Annotated in this window: 18 protein-coding genes; 11 read left to right on the forward strand and 7 right to left on the reverse strand. The window is 34.4% G+C overall.

Going from position 1 to position 16865, the window contains the following annotated elements; all coding sequences use genetic code 11:
* Positions 1-10 precede the first annotated feature (10 nt).
* From ACIQ6Z_RS00585 to ACIQ6Z_RS00600, 4 genes are all read right to left on the reverse strand, one after another.
* Entirely contained in the window at positions 11-1543 is a 1533-nt protein-coding gene (locus ACIQ6Z_RS00585) for a cryptochrome/photolyase family protein (protein ID WP_396209004.1), read from the reverse strand.
* Positions 1544-2848, reverse strand: a complete 1305-nt coding sequence (locus ACIQ6Z_RS00590; RefSeq protein ID WP_396209005.1) for a DASH family cryptochrome — start codon at positions 2846-2848, stop codon at positions 1544-1546.
* A 105-nt stretch (positions 2849-2953) separates the two neighbouring features.
* A complete protein-coding gene (locus tag ACIQ6Z_RS00595; protein WP_396209006.1) occupies positions 2954-3091 on the reverse strand; it encodes a DUF2256 domain-containing protein in 138 nt (45 codons plus the stop codon).
* Complete coding sequence (locus ACIQ6Z_RS00600; RefSeq protein WP_396209007.1) at positions 3081-3728, reverse strand: flavin reductase family protein; 648 nt, start codon at positions 3726-3728, stop codon at positions 3081-3083. The genes ACIQ6Z_RS00595 and ACIQ6Z_RS00600 overlap by 11 nt, the downstream gene beginning before the upstream one ends.
* A gap of 142 nt (positions 3729-3870) precedes the next feature.
* Here ACIQ6Z_RS00600 and ACIQ6Z_RS00605 point away from each other — a divergent pair, with 142 nt between their 5' ends.
* Positions 3871-5217, forward strand: coding sequence for an FAD-dependent oxidoreductase (locus ACIQ6Z_RS00605; protein ID WP_396209008.1), 1347 nt, complete (start codon positions 3871-3873; stop codon positions 5215-5217).
* Here ACIQ6Z_RS00605 and ACIQ6Z_RS00610 read toward each other — a convergent pair.
* Positions 5214-5576, reverse strand: coding sequence for a cupin domain-containing protein (locus ACIQ6Z_RS00610; RefSeq protein WP_396209009.1), 363 nt, complete (start codon positions 5574-5576; stop codon positions 5214-5216). The genes ACIQ6Z_RS00605 and ACIQ6Z_RS00610 overlap by 4 nt on opposite strands.
* 362 nt (positions 5577-5938) lie before the next feature.
* Here ACIQ6Z_RS00610 and ACIQ6Z_RS00615 point away from each other — a divergent pair, with 362 nt between their 5' ends.
* The 7 genes from ACIQ6Z_RS00615 (at position 5939) to ACIQ6Z_RS00645 (ending at position 12508) form a co-directional block, all read left to right on the forward strand.
* Positions 5939-6772: a MotA/TolQ/ExbB proton channel family protein gene (locus ACIQ6Z_RS00615; protein ID WP_396209010.1), complete on the forward strand. Its 834-nt coding sequence runs from the start codon at positions 5939-5941 to the stop codon at positions 6770-6772.
* A 77-nt stretch (positions 6773-6849) separates the two neighbouring features.
* The gene (locus ACIQ6Z_RS00620) at positions 6850-7464 is read left to right on the forward strand and encodes an ExbD/TolR family protein (protein WP_396197275.1); all 615 of its coding nucleotides are present in this window, start codon (positions 6850-6852) and stop codon (positions 7462-7464) included.
* Between the two features lie 17 nt (positions 7465-7481).
* On the forward strand, positions 7482-8042 hold the full coding sequence (locus ACIQ6Z_RS00625; protein WP_396197274.1) for an ExbD/TolR family protein: 561 nt from the start codon (positions 7482-7484) through the stop codon (positions 8040-8042).
* Between the two features lie 69 nt (positions 8043-8111).
* The gene (locus ACIQ6Z_RS00630; RefSeq protein ID WP_396197273.1) at positions 8112-8888 is read left to right on the forward strand and encodes an energy transducer TonB; all 777 of its coding nucleotides are present in this window, start codon (positions 8112-8114) and stop codon (positions 8886-8888) included.
* 241 nt (positions 8889-9129) lie between these two features.
* Positions 9130-10047, forward strand: a complete 918-nt coding sequence (locus ACIQ6Z_RS00635) for a PstS family phosphate ABC transporter substrate-binding protein (RefSeq protein WP_396209011.1) — start codon at positions 9130-9132, stop codon at positions 10045-10047.
* Positions 10048-10071: 24 nt separating this feature from the next.
* The gene (locus tag ACIQ6Z_RS00640) at positions 10072-11742 is read left to right on the forward strand and encodes a tetratricopeptide repeat protein (RefSeq protein ID WP_396209012.1); all 1671 of its coding nucleotides are present in this window, start codon (positions 10072-10074) and stop codon (positions 11740-11742) included.
* A gap of 133 nt (positions 11743-11875) precedes the next feature.
* The gene (locus tag ACIQ6Z_RS00645) at positions 11876-12508 is read left to right on the forward strand and encodes a 7-carboxy-7-deazaguanine synthase QueE (protein ID WP_396209013.1); all 633 of its coding nucleotides are present in this window, start codon (positions 11876-11878) and stop codon (positions 12506-12508) included.
* Between the two features lie 91 nt (positions 12509-12599).
* Here the strand turns inward: ACIQ6Z_RS00645 and ACIQ6Z_RS00650 are convergent, their stop codons facing one another.
* Positions 12600-13307, reverse strand: a complete 708-nt coding sequence (locus tag ACIQ6Z_RS00650; protein WP_396209014.1) for a class I SAM-dependent methyltransferase — start codon at positions 13305-13307, stop codon at positions 12600-12602.
* A 79-nt stretch (positions 13308-13386) separates the two neighbouring features.
* Here ACIQ6Z_RS00650 and ACIQ6Z_RS00655 point away from each other — a divergent pair, with 79 nt between their 5' ends.
* Both ACIQ6Z_RS00655 and ACIQ6Z_RS00660 read left to right on the forward strand, forming a co-directional pair.
* A complete protein-coding gene (locus ACIQ6Z_RS00655) occupies positions 13387-13884 on the forward strand; it encodes a YkgJ family cysteine cluster protein (protein ID WP_396209018.1) in 498 nt (165 codons plus the stop codon).
* A gap of 1 nt (position 13885) precedes the next feature.
* Positions 13886-14275, forward strand: a complete 390-nt coding sequence (locus ACIQ6Z_RS00660) for a PH domain-containing protein (protein ID WP_396209015.1) — start codon at positions 13886-13888, stop codon at positions 14273-14275.
* Here ACIQ6Z_RS00660 and ACIQ6Z_RS00665 read toward each other — a convergent pair.
* Positions 14272-15489, reverse strand: a complete 1218-nt coding sequence (locus ACIQ6Z_RS00665) for an exo-beta-N-acetylmuramidase NamZ domain-containing protein (protein ID WP_396209016.1) — start codon at positions 15487-15489, stop codon at positions 14272-14274. The genes ACIQ6Z_RS00660 and ACIQ6Z_RS00665 overlap by 4 nt on opposite strands.
* A gap of 10 nt (positions 15490-15499) precedes the next feature.
* Here ACIQ6Z_RS00665 and ACIQ6Z_RS00670 point away from each other — a divergent pair, with 10 nt between their 5' ends.
* On the forward strand, positions 15500-16732 hold the full coding sequence (locus ACIQ6Z_RS00670; protein ID WP_396209017.1) for an ABC transporter permease: 1233 nt from the start codon (positions 15500-15502) through the stop codon (positions 16730-16732).
* Positions 16733-16865: the final 133 nt, after the last annotated feature.

Below are 16865 nucleotides of genomic sequence, written 5' to 3' on the forward strand. Positions count from 1 at the left end.
TTCGGTTTTTTTATAAGTTATCTATATCCTCCAAAATCGAAATCGCTTTCTCTTTCGTAGCCGCTAATTCTTCGGGTTTCATTTTTCTTAGTAAGGCTAACATCATACTCATTCTTTGATTAGTAGCGAAATGCTGTTTTTTCTCATCTAAAAAATGCCAATACAAACTGTTAAACGGGCACGCATTTTCGCCTAATTTATCTTTCACATTATAATGACAATTGCCGCAATAATTGCTCATTTTATTGATGTAACTCCCTGAAGAAACATACGGTTTCGTAGCTAAAATTCCACCATCTGCATACTGACTCATACCTCTTGTGTTGGGCATTTCAACCCATTCAATGGCATCGATGTAAACCCCTAAATACCAAGCGTCCACTGCATCAGGATGCAATTGTGCCAACAAAGAAAAATTACCAATCACCATCAACCGCTGAATATGATGTGCATAGGCTTCCGATAAACTCTGGGAAATTGAATGTTGCATGCATTTCATCTTCGTTTTTCCAGTCCAAAAGAATTCCGGTAGTGGATTATAGTTTTCTAAAACGTTCATTTGGGCATAATTGGGCATTTCTTTCCAATAAATTCCTCTTACATATTCGCGCCAACCGATAATTTGTCTGACAAAACCTTCCACTTGCGCCAATTCAATCGTTTCTTGATTTTGAAAATAATATGCAATCACACTTTCAATTACTTCTTTCGGACTGATCATTTTAGAATTCATTGCAAACGATAAACGCGAATGAAACAGAAATTTATGTCCAGAAAATAAAGCATCTTGATACGTGCCAAAATGTTCCAACAAATGTTCACAGAAATAATCAATCAATTGCAAACTTTCGTTTCTTGAAGTAGGCCAATTGAAATGTTCTGTATCAATTGTTCCAATAGTGGTAATGTTTTGAGTTGTAATTTCGGCAACAAGTTCACTTACATTTTTATGAAATTCCAAAGGAAACGGAATCGGAACTTCGTTTTTATATTGATTGCGGTTGTTGTGATCAAAATTCCATTTTCCGTCTAAAGGTTGATCGGCAAACATTAAAACATCATGTTTTTTTCGCATCATGCGATAGAAACTTTCCATCAAAAGTTGTTTTTTACCTTTGAAAAAATCGGCTAATTCATTTCTACTCGTATAAAAATGTTCCGAATCTAAAGCTTTTGTTGGAATAGAAAGTTTTTCGCAGATGGATTTCATTTGTTCATCCAAGCGATATTCATCGGGAAGTTGGTATTCAAAACATTCAAATTTATTTTCAGTAACCAAATCCAAAATCAATTGTTCCAAACTATGTGGATTATTCGCACCTGAAATGGTATAATAAACCACTTGATGCCCTTGTTTTATCAATTCCTCTGAAAAATTGCGCATCGAAAGAAAAAACGCCACCACTTTTTGAATGTGATGTTTCACATAATCGGTTTCCTGACGCATTTCGGCCATTACATACACCACATCCGCATTGACTTCTTCAAACCAAGAATGTTGAGAATTGAGTTGGTCGCCCAAAAGTAATCGAAGTGTTTTCATCTAAAATAATTCAGGAGTTAACCACATTTTCTGAAATTTTCCATTGGCATCATATAGTTCCGCTTGGCGTTTGATGTTGAATTTTCTATCACGTGGATCGTTGCCAACACCCGCATTGTATATCCAATTGCCATAATTGCTGTGCACGTCATAATCAATCAACATACTTTCAAAATAGGCAGCACCTATGCGCCAATCTTGTTCCCATTCTTTTGCCCAATAACTCGCTACATTTTGTCGACCGCGATTGCTCATCCAACCTGTTTTTTGAAGTTCAATCATGTTGGCATTCACAAAATGTTCGGGTGTGTTGCCGTTTGTCCATTGATTGAAGGCTTTTGTATTTTGGTTCCAATGGTATTCTTTTTGCAAAATGCCATTCAATTGAAAAATTTTGTTGCCGTGTTTTAGCGAAATGTATTTGAAATAATCGCGCCAAATCAATTCAAAAATCAACCAATACGTATCTTCGTTTTTGACTACTTTTTTCTCAAATTGTTGCACTTCCCAATAAATTGTTCGTGCCGAAATACTTCCATTAGCCAACCAAGCCGAAAGTTTTGAACTGTAATCTTTTCCAATTAAACCATTGCGGGTTTTCTTATAAACTGCTAGTTTTTTGGTGTCCCAAAAGTAGTCTTTGATGCGTTTTTTGGCCTGATTTTCGCCACCTTTAAATGGAAAAGCGGTTTTGTTGGGTTGCTTAAACTCCGAAGCTTCGGAGTCAAGTCCTAAATCTTCTAACCTTGGAATAGTAGTTTTTTCTTCAATTAAATTTGAAATGGGTTTGGCTGAAATAGAAACTGTGGTTCGCACTCGAATTTTCTTTTCTAATTGCTTTCTGAATTCGGTAAAAACTTCAGGGATTTTCTCCCAATCGTCATATGGAACTTCGTCAGGATGAAACAAGAATTGGTCGTAACAGGTTTTCCATTTCGCCGCTGGAAATGAATTTTTAACTTCAGTTGCTACTTCTATTTCTTCAGGTGTCCATTCGTTTTGGATATAAATCGTATCAATTTGGTATTTAGCAGCTACTTCCGGAATTAATTGTTCGGGATAACCGAAATAAACCAATAATGAGATGTTCTTCTCGGCTAAATTTTGTTGTAATTCGGATACTGTTTCCAACAGAAATTGCGCTCTAAATTTTTCTGTTTTTTTGAAACCGTATTGGGTGGTTTCAAAATGTCTCGGGTCTAAGCAATAAACAGCAATTACTTTTTCATTTTCTCTACAGGCATTGTATAACGAATGATTATCAATCGTGCGCAAATCATTTCTAAACCATACTAATCCGTTCATTTTTTTTGATTATTGCTCGCAAAGACGCAAAGTCGCGAAGGTTTAATTTTTATTCGAATCAATTTTCCGAACATCCGAATATCAGAACATCCGAATATCTTTAAATCAATCCTTCTTTTTCCTACATTTGTCACTACAATACACTACTTCTTCCCAGTTTTTCTCCCATTTTTTGCGCCAAGAAAAAGGAAGTTGGCATGTTTTGCAAATTTTTTCTGGTAGATTTACTTTTTTATGTACCATGCTTTACCATCGATTTGCTTTTTTGCTTCGGACGCGCATATTCAAATCGGTCGATTAATTTAGGTAACGCATAACCATCTAATCCGTTTATGGCGACAATGTTTCCTTTGTCCAATTGCAACCAATTATCTTTTTGGATCAATTCTTCATCAGCATAAATTGTTTCAATTGAGGCAATAATATGTATACAATCATTTTCCTTTAGATAGTATTCGTTCACATACTTACACAACAATTGCACCGGACTTCCTTTTACAAAAGGACATTTATAATCATCCAAGTATTCAGAAGTTAAATTTGTTTCGTCAAATTCAGAGACACCTTGCTCATAATTGGCAGATGTATGGTGCGCATCGGCAATCATTTCTTCGGTAATATGATTTATAGTAAAAAAGTCCGTTTCCTTAATGTTTTTATAGGTGTCACGTGGAACGGTTGTAGGGCGCAATATGAAACCAACAAGTGGAGGTTCACTACCAAGGTGCGTCACGCTACTAAAAATAGCTACATTCTCAATTCCATCCACCGAACACGTGCCTATTAAATTTGCCGATTTATATCCCGTTGCACTGTTTATTAAATTCAAGCGCGGCACTTTGTCCATTTTTAATATTTCTGAAAGCGATATTTTTTTCATGTAATTTTTTTTCAAAAGTACGCTTGTTTAACGAAAAATAAAAATTAGTAAACAAAATAAAATTTAATGATAAAATCACTTTGCGCAATAGGGCCAAAATGGCATTATTGTGTACTTTTGCACATTATTTTACAATAATTCCATGCAAACGCCACAAAAAATTGCTGTAGTAGGTTCTGGATTAGTAGGTACACTATTGGCAATCTACTTAAAAAGAGCTGGACATACAGTACATGTTTTCGACAGAAGTCCCGACATTAGAACCGTTGAGTTTTCGGGGCGTTCTATTAATTTAGTGATGTCAAATCGTGGTTGGAAAGCACTGGAGGATGTTGGTTTGGATGAAGCTATTAGAGCAATAGGAATTCCTGTAGATAAAAGAGCCATTCACCTTCAGAACGGCACGCTCAATTATCAGTCTTACGGAAAAGAGGGAGAAGCTATTTTTTCTTTATCCCGAGGTATTTTGAATCGGAAAATGGTTGATTTAGCCGAGGCAGAAGGCGTAGAATTTTTCTTTGAACGCAAAATTTGGGATGTCACATTAGCTACGGCAAGTCTATGGGAGGGCGAATCGGAACAAGGCGATTGGACAGCATTAAAATACGATAAAGTATTTGGAGCTGACGGAGCTTTTTCTAGAATTAGGCATAGAATGCAGCGGCAATCTATGTTTGATTATTCGCAAGAGTTTATGAAAATAGGCTACAAGGAATTGCACATTCCAGCGAATGCAGATGGCTCTCCAAAAATAGATATTCATTCCTTACATATTTGGCCAAGAGGAAATTTCATGTTGATGGGATTGGCAAATTTGGATAATTCATTTACATGTACATTGTTTATGCCCATAGAAGGTGAAAACTCATTTGAATCGTTAACAAATGAAGAAAAGTTGGTTTCATTTTTTGCAAATTATTTTCCAGATACTCAAGCAGTGATTCCTGATTTGGTAAGCGATTTTTTTAGAAACCCAAATAGTTATTTGGCGATTATGAAATGTTTTCCATGGACATATGAAGATAAGGTTGCGCTCATTGGAGATTCGGCCCACGCCATTGTTCCATTTTATGGGCACGGAATGAATGCTGGATTTGAAGACATTACGATTCTTAATGAAATGATGCAGCAATATGGCGATGATTGGCATCAGATATTTAAAGCCTACCAAACTTCAAGAAAGCCCAATGCCGATGCCATTGCCGAACTTTCCAGAAGAAACTTTGAAGAGATGAGTGCTAAAACTGCCGATGAGCATTTTATATTGCAAAAGAAAATTGAAAAATGGTTTGCTGATAAACATCCTGAAAAATGGACCCCTTTATATAGTAGGGTTACTTTTAGTTTGCAACCCTATGCTGATGCACTTGCTATAGGTGATTATCAAAACACCATTATGCAAGAAATTTTAAAAATGGATAATATAGGAGAAATATGGAACTCCGATCGAGTAGAAAATAGAATTCTTGAATTATTGCAACGGTCTTAATCTTCTCTATTTACCAAATCCATACTAAAAGCCGGCGTGCAAATTGCTATATATTCGCAAGGCTCATCAAATGGATTTGAATATTGTATGCGCGTATTTTTTTCAATTTTAATGGATTGTCCAGCTTCTAAGATTATGCATTCATCTTCAATAATGAATTGTTTTTTCCCACATATTATATAAGTATACTCATCAAACTTCGGGGTTTGAAACGGTTCGCTCCAACCGGGTGGCGCAATCATATGGGCAATAGAAATTTCCGAATTGTTTGTAGTGGCTAGTCCATGGTGCTCTTCAATTAATTTACCATCAGATGTGGGTACTACAAAAGGTGATTTTTGGAGAATGTATTTTTTCATTACTATTATTTGTTGAATCTGCTTCAAATATAATAGTAAAATCTGACAACCTTAAAATACAGAAAAGAATATTAAAAATTTTAAAAACAATTAAAATATATTGACTTTTTAGACGCAATAATTCATAATTTCTTGCGTTTTTATAGGTAAAGTGTTAAAGTTATGCGAATTAAAAAAACAACAATTTAACAATAATTTTACGTGAGGGTAAACATATTGTTATTATTTCTTAACATTGGGCGTAAAAACACAAAAAAAGTTTTTTTTTTCAAAGTAAAAATTTAAATTTGAACCCTGTTAAGTAACCACTCAAGGTCTTGGCAATATTATCGACATTTTAAAACTAATAAAATTTAAAAAAAATGACAAACGTATCTAACGAATCTATTGAAAACGGAGCAAGCTCTAAAGGTTCAAATGTATTTGCAGCTTTAACAATTGTAATCTGTATTGTAATTGGAATTTTAATTTGGAAATTTGTAATGGGTCACCCTTCAAATTTTGAAAACAACGATCCAGAAGGCCACCCACTACCAGGAAATTATTTAGGAATGGTTTACAAAGGAGGATTTATTGTTCCTGTTTTGATGGGATTACTTTTAATGGCTTTAGTTTTTTCAATTGAAAGATTTATTGTGATCGGTAAAGCAGCTGGAAAAGCGAATGTTGAAAAATTCGTTAAAAATGTACAATCGTTAGTAGCTCAAGGTAAAGTTGATGAAGCTATTGCTGAGTGTGATGCACAAGAAGGATCTGTAGCTAATGTAGTTAGAGCAGGTTTAACTAAATACCAAGAAGTTAAAAAAGAAGGTTTTGATAGCGAAAAAGCGACTGAAACGATTCAAAAAGAAATAGAAGAAGCTACGTCATTAGAAATGCCAATGTTAGAGAAAAACATGACCATTATCGCAACATTAGTATCTATTGGTACTTTAATGGGATTATTAGGAACGGTATCGGGTATGATTAAAGCGTTCTCTGGATTAGCAGCAGCAGGAGCTCCTGACCAAGCAGCATTAGCAACGGGTATCTCTGAAGCGTTAATTAATACAGCTACAGGTATTGGAACGTCAACTTTGGCTATTATTTCTTACAACTTATTTACATCTAAAATTGATAAATTAACGTATTCTATTGATGAGGCTGGTTTTGCCATTACTCAAGCTTATAGAAGAATGAAAGGAAAAGCTGCATAATTCAGCAATTTTAAGCGTTAATTATTAATAAATTTCAATAATTCAAACTGAATATTGAAGTTAAAATTTTAAAAAAGATGGCAAAAGTAAAAATGTCAAAAAAGAGTACAAAAATAGACATGACCGCAATGTGTGATGTTGCCTTTTTGTTGCTTTCTTTCTTTGTAATGACGTCTACTGCCAAAGTACCAGAACCACTTCCAGTGGATACACCAGCCTCTACTCGTGAGACTAAATTGCCAGAAACTGATTTGGTAACAATTACAGTAGGTAAAGAAAAAGTGTTTTTTGGTATGGTAGGTCAAGATGTTCGTGCAAACGCTTTGGGTAAAATTGCAGAAAAATACAAATTATCATTCACTGAAGAAGAAACAAAACGTTTTTCTTTAATTGATGGTTTTGGTGTGCCTGCAGGAAGTTTGAAAGGATTGATTTCCCTGAAAAGCGATGAACGTAATAAAGATGGGGTTCAGTCTGGAATTCCTTATGATTCAATTGATAATCAATTAAGAGAGTGGATCTTAGCAGCTCGTTTTGCTACTAAAGAATTGCACCAAAAAGAATTGAAAGTTGCAATTAAAGGAGATGCTAAAGAAGAATATCCAACGATTAAAAAAGTAATTGATATTCTTCAGGATCAAAAAGTGAACAAGTTTTTCTTAGTAACAGGTCTTAGAACCGAAGATTTTTAATTTAATAATACTATATAATGGCAGAATTAAATACGGGCGGAGGCGATAGTAAAGGCAAAAAAGTAAGAAGTAAGAAACAAGATGCTGGTGTAGATTTGACCGCGATGGTGGATTTGGCATTTCTTTTGATTACGTTCTTCATGCTTACTACTTCGTTGTCGAAGCCACAGTCCATGAACTTGGCGATGCCGGATAAAACTCCTGAAGATCAACCTCCAGTTGAGTTAACTATTTCAGAAGATAGAACATTAACGATTCTTTTGGGGGAGAAAAATAAGATGGTTTGGTATTATGGTTTAGCAAAAGAGCCAATCGAAGGGCCAACGGTTGTTGGGTATGGTAAAAATGGTATTCGTAAAGAATTATTATCTAAGATTAAATCTGTAGTAGCAAAGTATCAAGGTAATTCTGAAAAAGGATTGATCGTTTTAGTAAAAGCAAGTAAAAAATCTACTTATAGAAATTTAGTAGATATATTAGATGAAATTGCAATTACTAAAGTACCTGCTTATGCAATCGTAGATATTACCCCAGAGGAAAAAGCAATGTTAGAAAAAGAAGAATTATTAACTAAATAAATTCTTTTTCTACTTAATAAAATTATAATTATGTCAAAATTAAACATATTTCAGCAAGAGTGGATTGATATGGTTTTTGAAGGGCGCAACAAAGCTTATGGAGCTTATGAATTGCGTGCTCATGATCCAAAAACAACTACGAGAGCGTTATTGATTGGAGCTGTTTTTTTTGCTACTGTAATTGCTGCACCGGTAATTAAAAACATTATCAGTGAGCAGTTAGCTTTAGCAGACAAGGATAGTAATGATAAAGTAATTGAAGCTGCTTTATTACCTCCACCTCCAAAAGAAGATTTACCGCCTCCACCACCACCAGAACCACCTAAATCGGTGAACGATCAGGTGAAGTTTCCACCACCAGTTGTGGTTGAAAAAGAAAAGGTAAGAGACGAAGATCCACCAACCGTGGAAGAGCTTGAAACAGCAGATCCTGGACAAAAAGATATGAAAGGAGATAAAGATGCTGGAGATATCAATATCGATGTTCCTTCTGGAGAAGGAGAAAAAGGTAATGAGGTTATTGAGGATACCAAAGTATATGTGGCGGTTGAAGTTCAAGCGGCACCTCCTGGAGGAATGGAAGCTTTTTATAAAAAGTTTGCCAGTTTGTTTACACCGCCAGAAGTTGACGAAGGTGTTTCTCAAATTAGAGTTTTAGTAGGCTTTGTTGTCGAGAAAGATGGAACTTTTACCGATATTAGAGTAATTCGTGATGGTGGTTATCCTGATGCAGGAAAAGAAGCTATCCGTGTACTAAAAAGAATGCCAAACTGGAAACCAGCGGTACACAATGGTCGCTCAGTTCGTTCACAATTTGCATTGCCTATTGTTGTTAAAGTTCAGTAATTTTAACATGAACATATTTAAAAATTATAAACAGAAATCCCTGTCTCAGAGATTTCTGTTTGTTTTAGGACTAGTTTTTCTTTTGTTGTATGTCTTTTTAGCCATTACATTATTTGTATGGAAAACAATGCCTGTAGAAATTCCGTATACCCGACGGGTAATTTTAGGAATCATTCTAATTGTTTATGCTATTATTCGTTTCTATCGACTCAATGCTAATGCATCAGAATAATCACTACGTATGAAAATTAAATTTTTTGGCGCCTTATTTTTTTTGGTAACTTTTGTTTCGTGTGAATTAGGTACGAAACTAACAAAAGATACCAAAGAAACTGTGGTAACGGGTACTACTTCAATTTTAGTGGATGAAACTATTTTCCCTATCGTAGAGGATTTAGTTGCCGTTTTTGAAAATGAGTATAAAAATGCTAAAATCAATTTAATTGCAAAGCCAGAAGGTGAAATCTTACGTTTATTAAAAGATGACAAATCAAAGATTGCAATTTTGGCAAGAAATTTATCGCGTTCCGAAAAGCAATATTATTCGAATAAAAATATTATTCCGAGAATTACAGCCTTCGGTGAAGATGCAGTTGTTTTTATCGCACACCATTCAAATGATCTAGAAACTATTTCAATTGATCAGTTTGCTTCAAAATTAAAAGGAACGACTAGTGACTGGAGCCCTACAATTGTTTTTGAAAATCCAGAGTCGAGTACCCTTGCTTTTTTGAAATCAGAATTAGCTATTGACACACTTGATTCAAAAGCAGTCTTTTCTATGAAAGACTCAAAAGAATTGATTCGTTTTATCGCAGCCAATAAAAATGCTGTGGGTATTGTAGGTGTAAATTGGCTTTTACAACCAAGTTTAGATATAGAAAAAGAGGTTCAAAATGTTAAAATTTTAGGAATATATACTAAAGGTATTATAGATGGGAAACCTTGGGTAAAACCGAATCAATCCAATATTGCAGATCATTCCTATCCTTGGACCCGCAAATTATATTTGTTAAATTTTCAAGGAGCTAATGGTTTAGGCATGGGTTTTGCCTCATATATTGCTGGAGAAAATGGTCAACGTATTCTATTGAAATCCGGCCTTTCTCCCATCAAATTTCCATCAAGAGAAATAAATGTTAAAGGAAGTATTGAATAAATAAATTAAGTAAAATAAAATAAAATGAAGAAGACAGCAGGTTTAGGTTTTTTATTGGTTATGCTATCAACAATTGGTTTCGCACAAGATTTAGGCCAAATCAAAAATGATATTGACGCAGAGCGATTTGATACCGCTAAGAAAACTTTAAAATCTTTAATTAAAACTTTTCCAGATAACGGAAAGTTGTTTTTTTATTTAGGCGATGTATATCTGGCTCAAAAAGAAGCAGATTCTGCAGCTATCGTTTTCAATCAAGGATTGTTGGCTAAAGACAAATCATTTTTAAATAATATTGGGTTGGCTCAATTGGATTTAGATGCTAAGAAAAATGCAGAAGCCATCGCAAAATTTGATTTGGTTGTTAAAGAAATCAAGAAGAAGGATGTCGATGAGACGTTATTGATCGCTAAAGCCTATATGAAGTCTGAAAATCCAAATTATAAAGCAGCAATTGATGTTATCAATAAAGTTTTGGCTACTAATATGGCAAACGCAAGTGCTCATTTACTATTAGGAGACGCGCAATTTGCTAATGGTAATTCAAATGAAGCCTATGCATCCTATCGAAATGCATACGATTATGATAATTCTGTTTTGTTAGCGAAAATGAATTTAGCAAAAATTACTAAAAATGCTAAAGCATTCAATGAAGCGGTTGCCTCATTTGATGAAATTTTAAAAATCAATCCAAATTTTGGACCGGTATATCGTGAATTGGCTGAGACCTATTATTTTTGGGCCAATTCAGAACAAAGCAAGTACCAAGAATATATTTCAAAGGCTTTAGGTTTTTATGAAAGATACATGAGCTTAACCGATTATTCTTTGGATTCAAGAATGCGTCATGCTGATTTTCTTATCTTGGCAAAAGACTACAAAGCATTAGAATTAGAAGCTAAGGAAATGAAAAAGTTGGACAATATCAATCCAAGAATTTTAAGATATTTAGGCTACGCTGCTTATGAAAACGGAAATTTTGTAGAAAGTTCAAAAGCTTTGACTGATTTTTTTGCAAAAGTTGATCCAAAACGTATCATTGCACGAGATTATTTATATCTTGGGTTGACTAAAATGGCCGAAGCTAAAAAAGCAGATGGAACTTATGATGATGTTATTTTCAATGAAGGTGTTGTGGAATTAAACAAAGCTGTAGAAAAAGATCCTGTTATTGCAAGCGAATTGAATCCGTTAGGAAAGAAGATGTTCAACGACAAATTGTATAAAAATGCTACTAAGCTTTTTGAAGTAGCTATAAAAAATCCAAAATCTAAAAATTATACGTTAGATAACTTTTACTTGGGGTATGCATTATACTTAGATTATGATGCTAAAACGTCTTCAAAAGAACAAATTACACTTGCTGATCAGGCTTTTTCAAAAGTAATTGAAGTATCTCCAACAACTCAAGACGCTCATTTATATAAAGCACGTGTAAATGATTTAGTTGAAACGCCTGAAGCAAAAGCTATCGTATTGGCTTCTTATGAACAATACATTAAAATTTTGGATACCAAAGGAGATGCAGAAAAAGCAAAACCAAGCAACAAAAAAGGATTGATAGAAGCATTGACGCATGTAGGTGCTTTTTATGCAAATAGTGGTCAGAAAGACAAGGCTGTTGAAAATCTAAATAAATTATTAGTGGTAGACCCTGCTAATAAATATGCTACAGATACTTTAAAAGCGTTATAACAGTAATAACATAGTAATAAGACCGATTTATACTTCTGTATATTTCGGTCTTTTTATTTTCAATAAAAAACTAGGTAACTTAATTATGGCTTCCCACTGTAAATAAGTATCTTTGTCCCAATTTCAATAATACATGTTGCAAAAAGAAATACAATTAGCAGTTGAAAGAGGCGAAATGTTGCCTTTAATGGAAGAGTTTTATACAATTCAGGGTGAAGGATTTCATACTGGAACCGCGGCCTATTTTATTCGTATAGGTGGTTGCGATGTAGGATGCCATTGGTGTGATGTAAAAGAGAGTTGGAATGCCGAATTGCACCCGCCTACAAATACCGATGTAATTGTCGCTAATGCAAAAAAATATGCGGATACGGTTGTAGTTACTGGTGGAGAGCCCTTAACTTGGGACATGAGTTTATTAACTTCTAAACTTAAAGAACAACAATTAAATGTGCATATTGAAACTTCTGGAGCCTATGAAGTTACAGGAACTTGGGATTGGTTTTGTTTGTCGCCTAAGAAAAATAAATTACCGGTTCAAAGTGCATATGATATCGCCGATGAATTAAAAGTCATTATTTACAACAAACACGATTTTATTTTTGCAGAAGAACAAGCGGCAAAAGTAAATCCAAAAGCTATTTTGTTCTTGCAACCCGAATGGAGTAAAAAAGAAGAAATGACCCCATTAATTGTTGATTATGTAATGACTAATCCAAAATGGAGGGTGTCGTTACAAACGCATAAATATTTGAATATACCTTAGTTTTTTTCTTGACACAGAGACGCAAAGTCGCAAATAAAAAGCTTAGTGTAACTTTGTGCTGAACTTTGTGAGACTTAGTGTAACAAAAATTTTAAATTTTGGTAAGTTTCGCCAAATAATCATAATGTTCGCCTTCTAAAATCAATTCACATTGTAAGCCATTAGCAACAGCCGCATTTTGTAGCGTATTATAATCGATATACATCCAATCAAAAGAAGCTTCTTTTTCACCTTTGTAGGCTATATCAAAAACTACTTCACCATAATAATCCACATCGGTTGGAATCCATTTTCCACCATCTTCGTCTTCGTCAAACATGTATATTATATCCGAACTGTCCACTAAAATCTGACCTGTATCTGTCAGTAATGATTTTAGTTTTTGTAAAAAATTTGGAATATTTTTTAAACGACCACACATTCCGGCACCATTCATTAATAATAATATCGTATCAAATTTTTCACCTTCAAGTTGCATAATATCTTGCACTTTTGTTTTTTTCAAACCACGAAGTTCGCAAGCTTTTATTGCATTTGCAGAAATATCAATTGCGGTAACATCAAAACCTTTTTCTTGCAAATACAAAGCGTGACTTCCAGCGCCACAACCCACGTCTAACAATTTCCCTTTAGCCAATTGTAATGCTTTTTGTTCCAATTTTGGCATTTCAGCATAGGAACGAAACAAATAGGCAACGCTCATTTCATCGGCTTCTGAAATAGAAGTTTCAGTGATTAAATCTTCGTGAGAATTATTTGTTTGGTAATCTAAAATGGCTTTTCCGAAAAGGTCTTTCATGGTTTATATTTCAAAATTCAACAGTCGTTATTCAAAATTCGGAATTCAAAATCGTAACTTTGCAATAGAAATTCATAAAATGCTAAAGCCAAATTTAAACGAACTCGGAAAACTTGCCAAAGATACGCATATCGAAACCAAAAAGTATTTTGATAAGCTAAAAAAGAAAACACCCAAAAATTTGGATTATGTGATGCATGATTTACACGAAGCCGAATTCAAAAAAACGGATTGTTTGGATTGTGCCAATTGTTGCAAAACAACAGGCCCTTTGTTTACTTCGGCTGATATTGAACGCATTTCAAAAAGTTTTCGTCAGAAACCACAGCAGTTTATCGATCAATATCTTCGCATAGATGAAGACAACGATTATGTGTTGAAAAGTGTGCCTTGTACATTTTTAGATAGCGACAACAAATGTTTTATTTACGATGTGCGCCCAAAAGCATGTCGAGAATTTCCGCACACCGATAGAAAAAAATTCAATCAAATCACCGATTTAACTTTGCTTAATGTGGCGATTTGCCCGGCAGCGTTTAATATCGTGGAGAAAATGAAAGAAAAAATGCCGCTTTAGCATGAAAATTTATAAATCAAAAGTCGATTGGTGGTTGATTATTCTTATTGGATGTGTTTTTGGTTATCCAATTATAGATGGAATTTTGACAAACGAATATTTTTTATCTGCAATATTTGCATTTGTACTAGTTTTATTTTTCTTGCTTTCAAAGACAATTAGATATAGGATAGAAGGTGAAAATTTAATGATTTGGAACACAAAAATTGAGATTAAATCAATCCGCAAAATATATAGAACAAATAATCCGTTAAGTTCACCCGCTCTTTCATTAGATAGACTTGCAATTGTTTACAATAAATTTGATGAAATTCTTATTTCACCCAAAGAACGAAATGAATTTATAGATGAGTTGTTAAAAATAAATCCAAGTATTGAAATCCAAGACTAAAAATAAATCAAATACTTCGCTCTAACTTGCTTAAATCGCTCCAAACCTTCTTGCCACGTTTTTCTAATTTCTTTTTCGGTCATTCCGGCTTCAATTTGTTCGCGTAGTTTTTTGGTTCCGGTTAATTTGGTGAAGAAATCATTGAAAAAAACCGTTTTGTCAGCGGTATTTTCGTAGGCTTTCAACAACCATTTCAATTCCAATCGGTTTACTTTTCTAATTTCGGTTAAATCTTCACCAAAGCATAACTTTCCATTATACACAGGATCTTTTGCGCCAAAATTTGGTTGCGGAGTAAAACTAAAATTAAATTCACTTTCAGGTAAAAAAGGCGAACCGTAGATTTGGAATTGTTTTTCGGTACCGCGACCTAAGCTTACATTTGCGCCTTCAAAAAAGCATAAACTCGCATATAAATTAATCGATTGGTCGTTGGGTAAGTTGGGCGAAGGCTTCACCGGTAAACTGTATTTCATATCGTGCGAATAGTTCAAACACGGAATCACAGTCAAGGTACATTGTAATCCGTCTTTCAACCATTTCTCGCCATTAATCATTTTGGCATATTCGCCAATCGTCATGCCATGCAAAACGGGAATTTCGTGCATACCCACAAAACTTTTGTATTCTTTTTCTAAAATCGGACCATCAATAATAGTTCCGTTCGGATTGGGTCGGTCTAAAACCAAAAGCGGAATGTTGTTTTCGGCACAAGCTTCCATCACATAATGCAACGATGATATATAGGTGTAAAATCGAGCACCCACATCCTGCAAATCAAAAACCAAGACATCAATTCCTTCTAATTGCTCTGGTTTTGGTTTTTTGTTGTTTCCATAAAGGGAAATAATAGGCAAATTCGTTTTGGTGTCTTTTCCGTCTACGATTAATTCGCCAGCATCCGCCGTTCCTCTAAAACCATGCTCGGGCGCATATATTTTCTGAAGATTAATGTTTTGTTCTAATAAGTAATCGACTAAATGTTTTTCTTTCGAAAAGACCCCCGTCTGATTCGTTACAATTCCTACTCGTTTGTCTTTTAAAAACGGTAAATAGTTTTCTGTGTTTTCGGCTCCGGTTTTGAATTTTTCCTCTTTTAGAGGAGCGACTGAGGGGTTGGTCGTTGAAACTACATTGTTTCTTGTTGTTGAACATCCCACTAAAATTAATAGTATAGAAATAAATAAAAACGTATTTTTGAACTCAATTTTCATATAAGATATCTTGAATTTAGAATATTTCATAGCCAAAAGATTAATTGCTGCTAAAAGTTATAAAAGTAGTATTTCTTCGCCAATTATAAAAATTGCGATTACGGCAATTGCCATCGGAATTATTATGATGATTATGGCGGTGGCTACAGGTGTTGGACTTCAAGATAAAATCAGAGAAAAAGTTTCCGCATTTAACGGACATATTATTATTTCTAATTTCGATGACAATCAATCGCAAGTTACAACCGAACCGATTTCTATCAATCAAAGCTTTTATCCCAAATTTAAAAACCTAGCAGGCATAAACTATGTGCAAGCTGTGGCAAGTAAAGCCGGGATCATTCGTACCGAAAAAGCTTTCGAAGGAATCATATATAAAGGAGTAGGGAAAGATTACAATTTTGCCAATTTAGAAGAATATTTGGTCGAGGGTAAAATCCCAAATCTAAAATCCGAATTAAATACCGAAGTTTTGATTTCGGAATACTTAGCCAAAAGATTACAACTAAAAGTTGGCGATAAGTTTCTAACGTTTTTCATGAAAGAAAACGGAAAGTTGCCCAACAAAAGAAATTTTAAAATCACGGGAATTTACAATTCGGGTTTTCAAGAATTTGATGCTACGTATGTTATTGGGGATATTCGACATGTGCAACGCATTAACAAATGGCAGCCTACAGAAGTTGGGGCCTTCGAAGTTTTTATTAATGATTTTTCAAAAATAAAAGAAAAAGGAGAAGCGGTCTATAAAGAGATTCCAGCAACCTATAACAGCACTACTATTGAAGAGAAGTACTACAGCATTTTTGAATGGCTTAAATTATTTGATTTTAATATTGTAGTGATATTAATTGTCATGATCGTCGTAGCTACAATTAACATGGTAGTGGCGCTTTTGGTGCTAATTTTAGAGCGTACTCAAATGATTGGTATTTTAAAAGCGATGGGCGCTACCAACTGGAATGTCCGAAAAATTTTCTTGTACAACGCTTTTTATTTAATCGTAAGAGGATTGTTTTGGGGAAATGTTATTGCACTGAGTTTGTTGTTCGTTCAAAAGTATTTTGGGGTCATCCAACTCAATCCCGAAAGTTATTATGTAAACCAAGCGCCCGTAAGTATTAATTTTATGCACATTGCCCTTTTGAATGCCGGAACCATAGTGGTTTGTTTGTTGGTATTGCTAATTCCGTCCTATATCATTACCAAAATTTCGCCTGTCAAAGCCATTCGCTTCGATTAATTTCAACAGCACTACATTTAATTTCCATAACTCAAAACGTCCCGCTGTTTACTGTATCTTTTATAAACCTTTCAGGATTTATAAAAGGATGCCGTTTCCATCGGGGCTATATAGGAAGTTTTGTGTATTTATG

Source organism: Flavobacterium sp. (genome assembly GCF_044376915.1).
In the GTDB taxonomy this organism is placed as follows: Bacteria; Bacteroidota; Bacteroidia; order Flavobacteriales; family Flavobacteriaceae; genus Flavobacterium.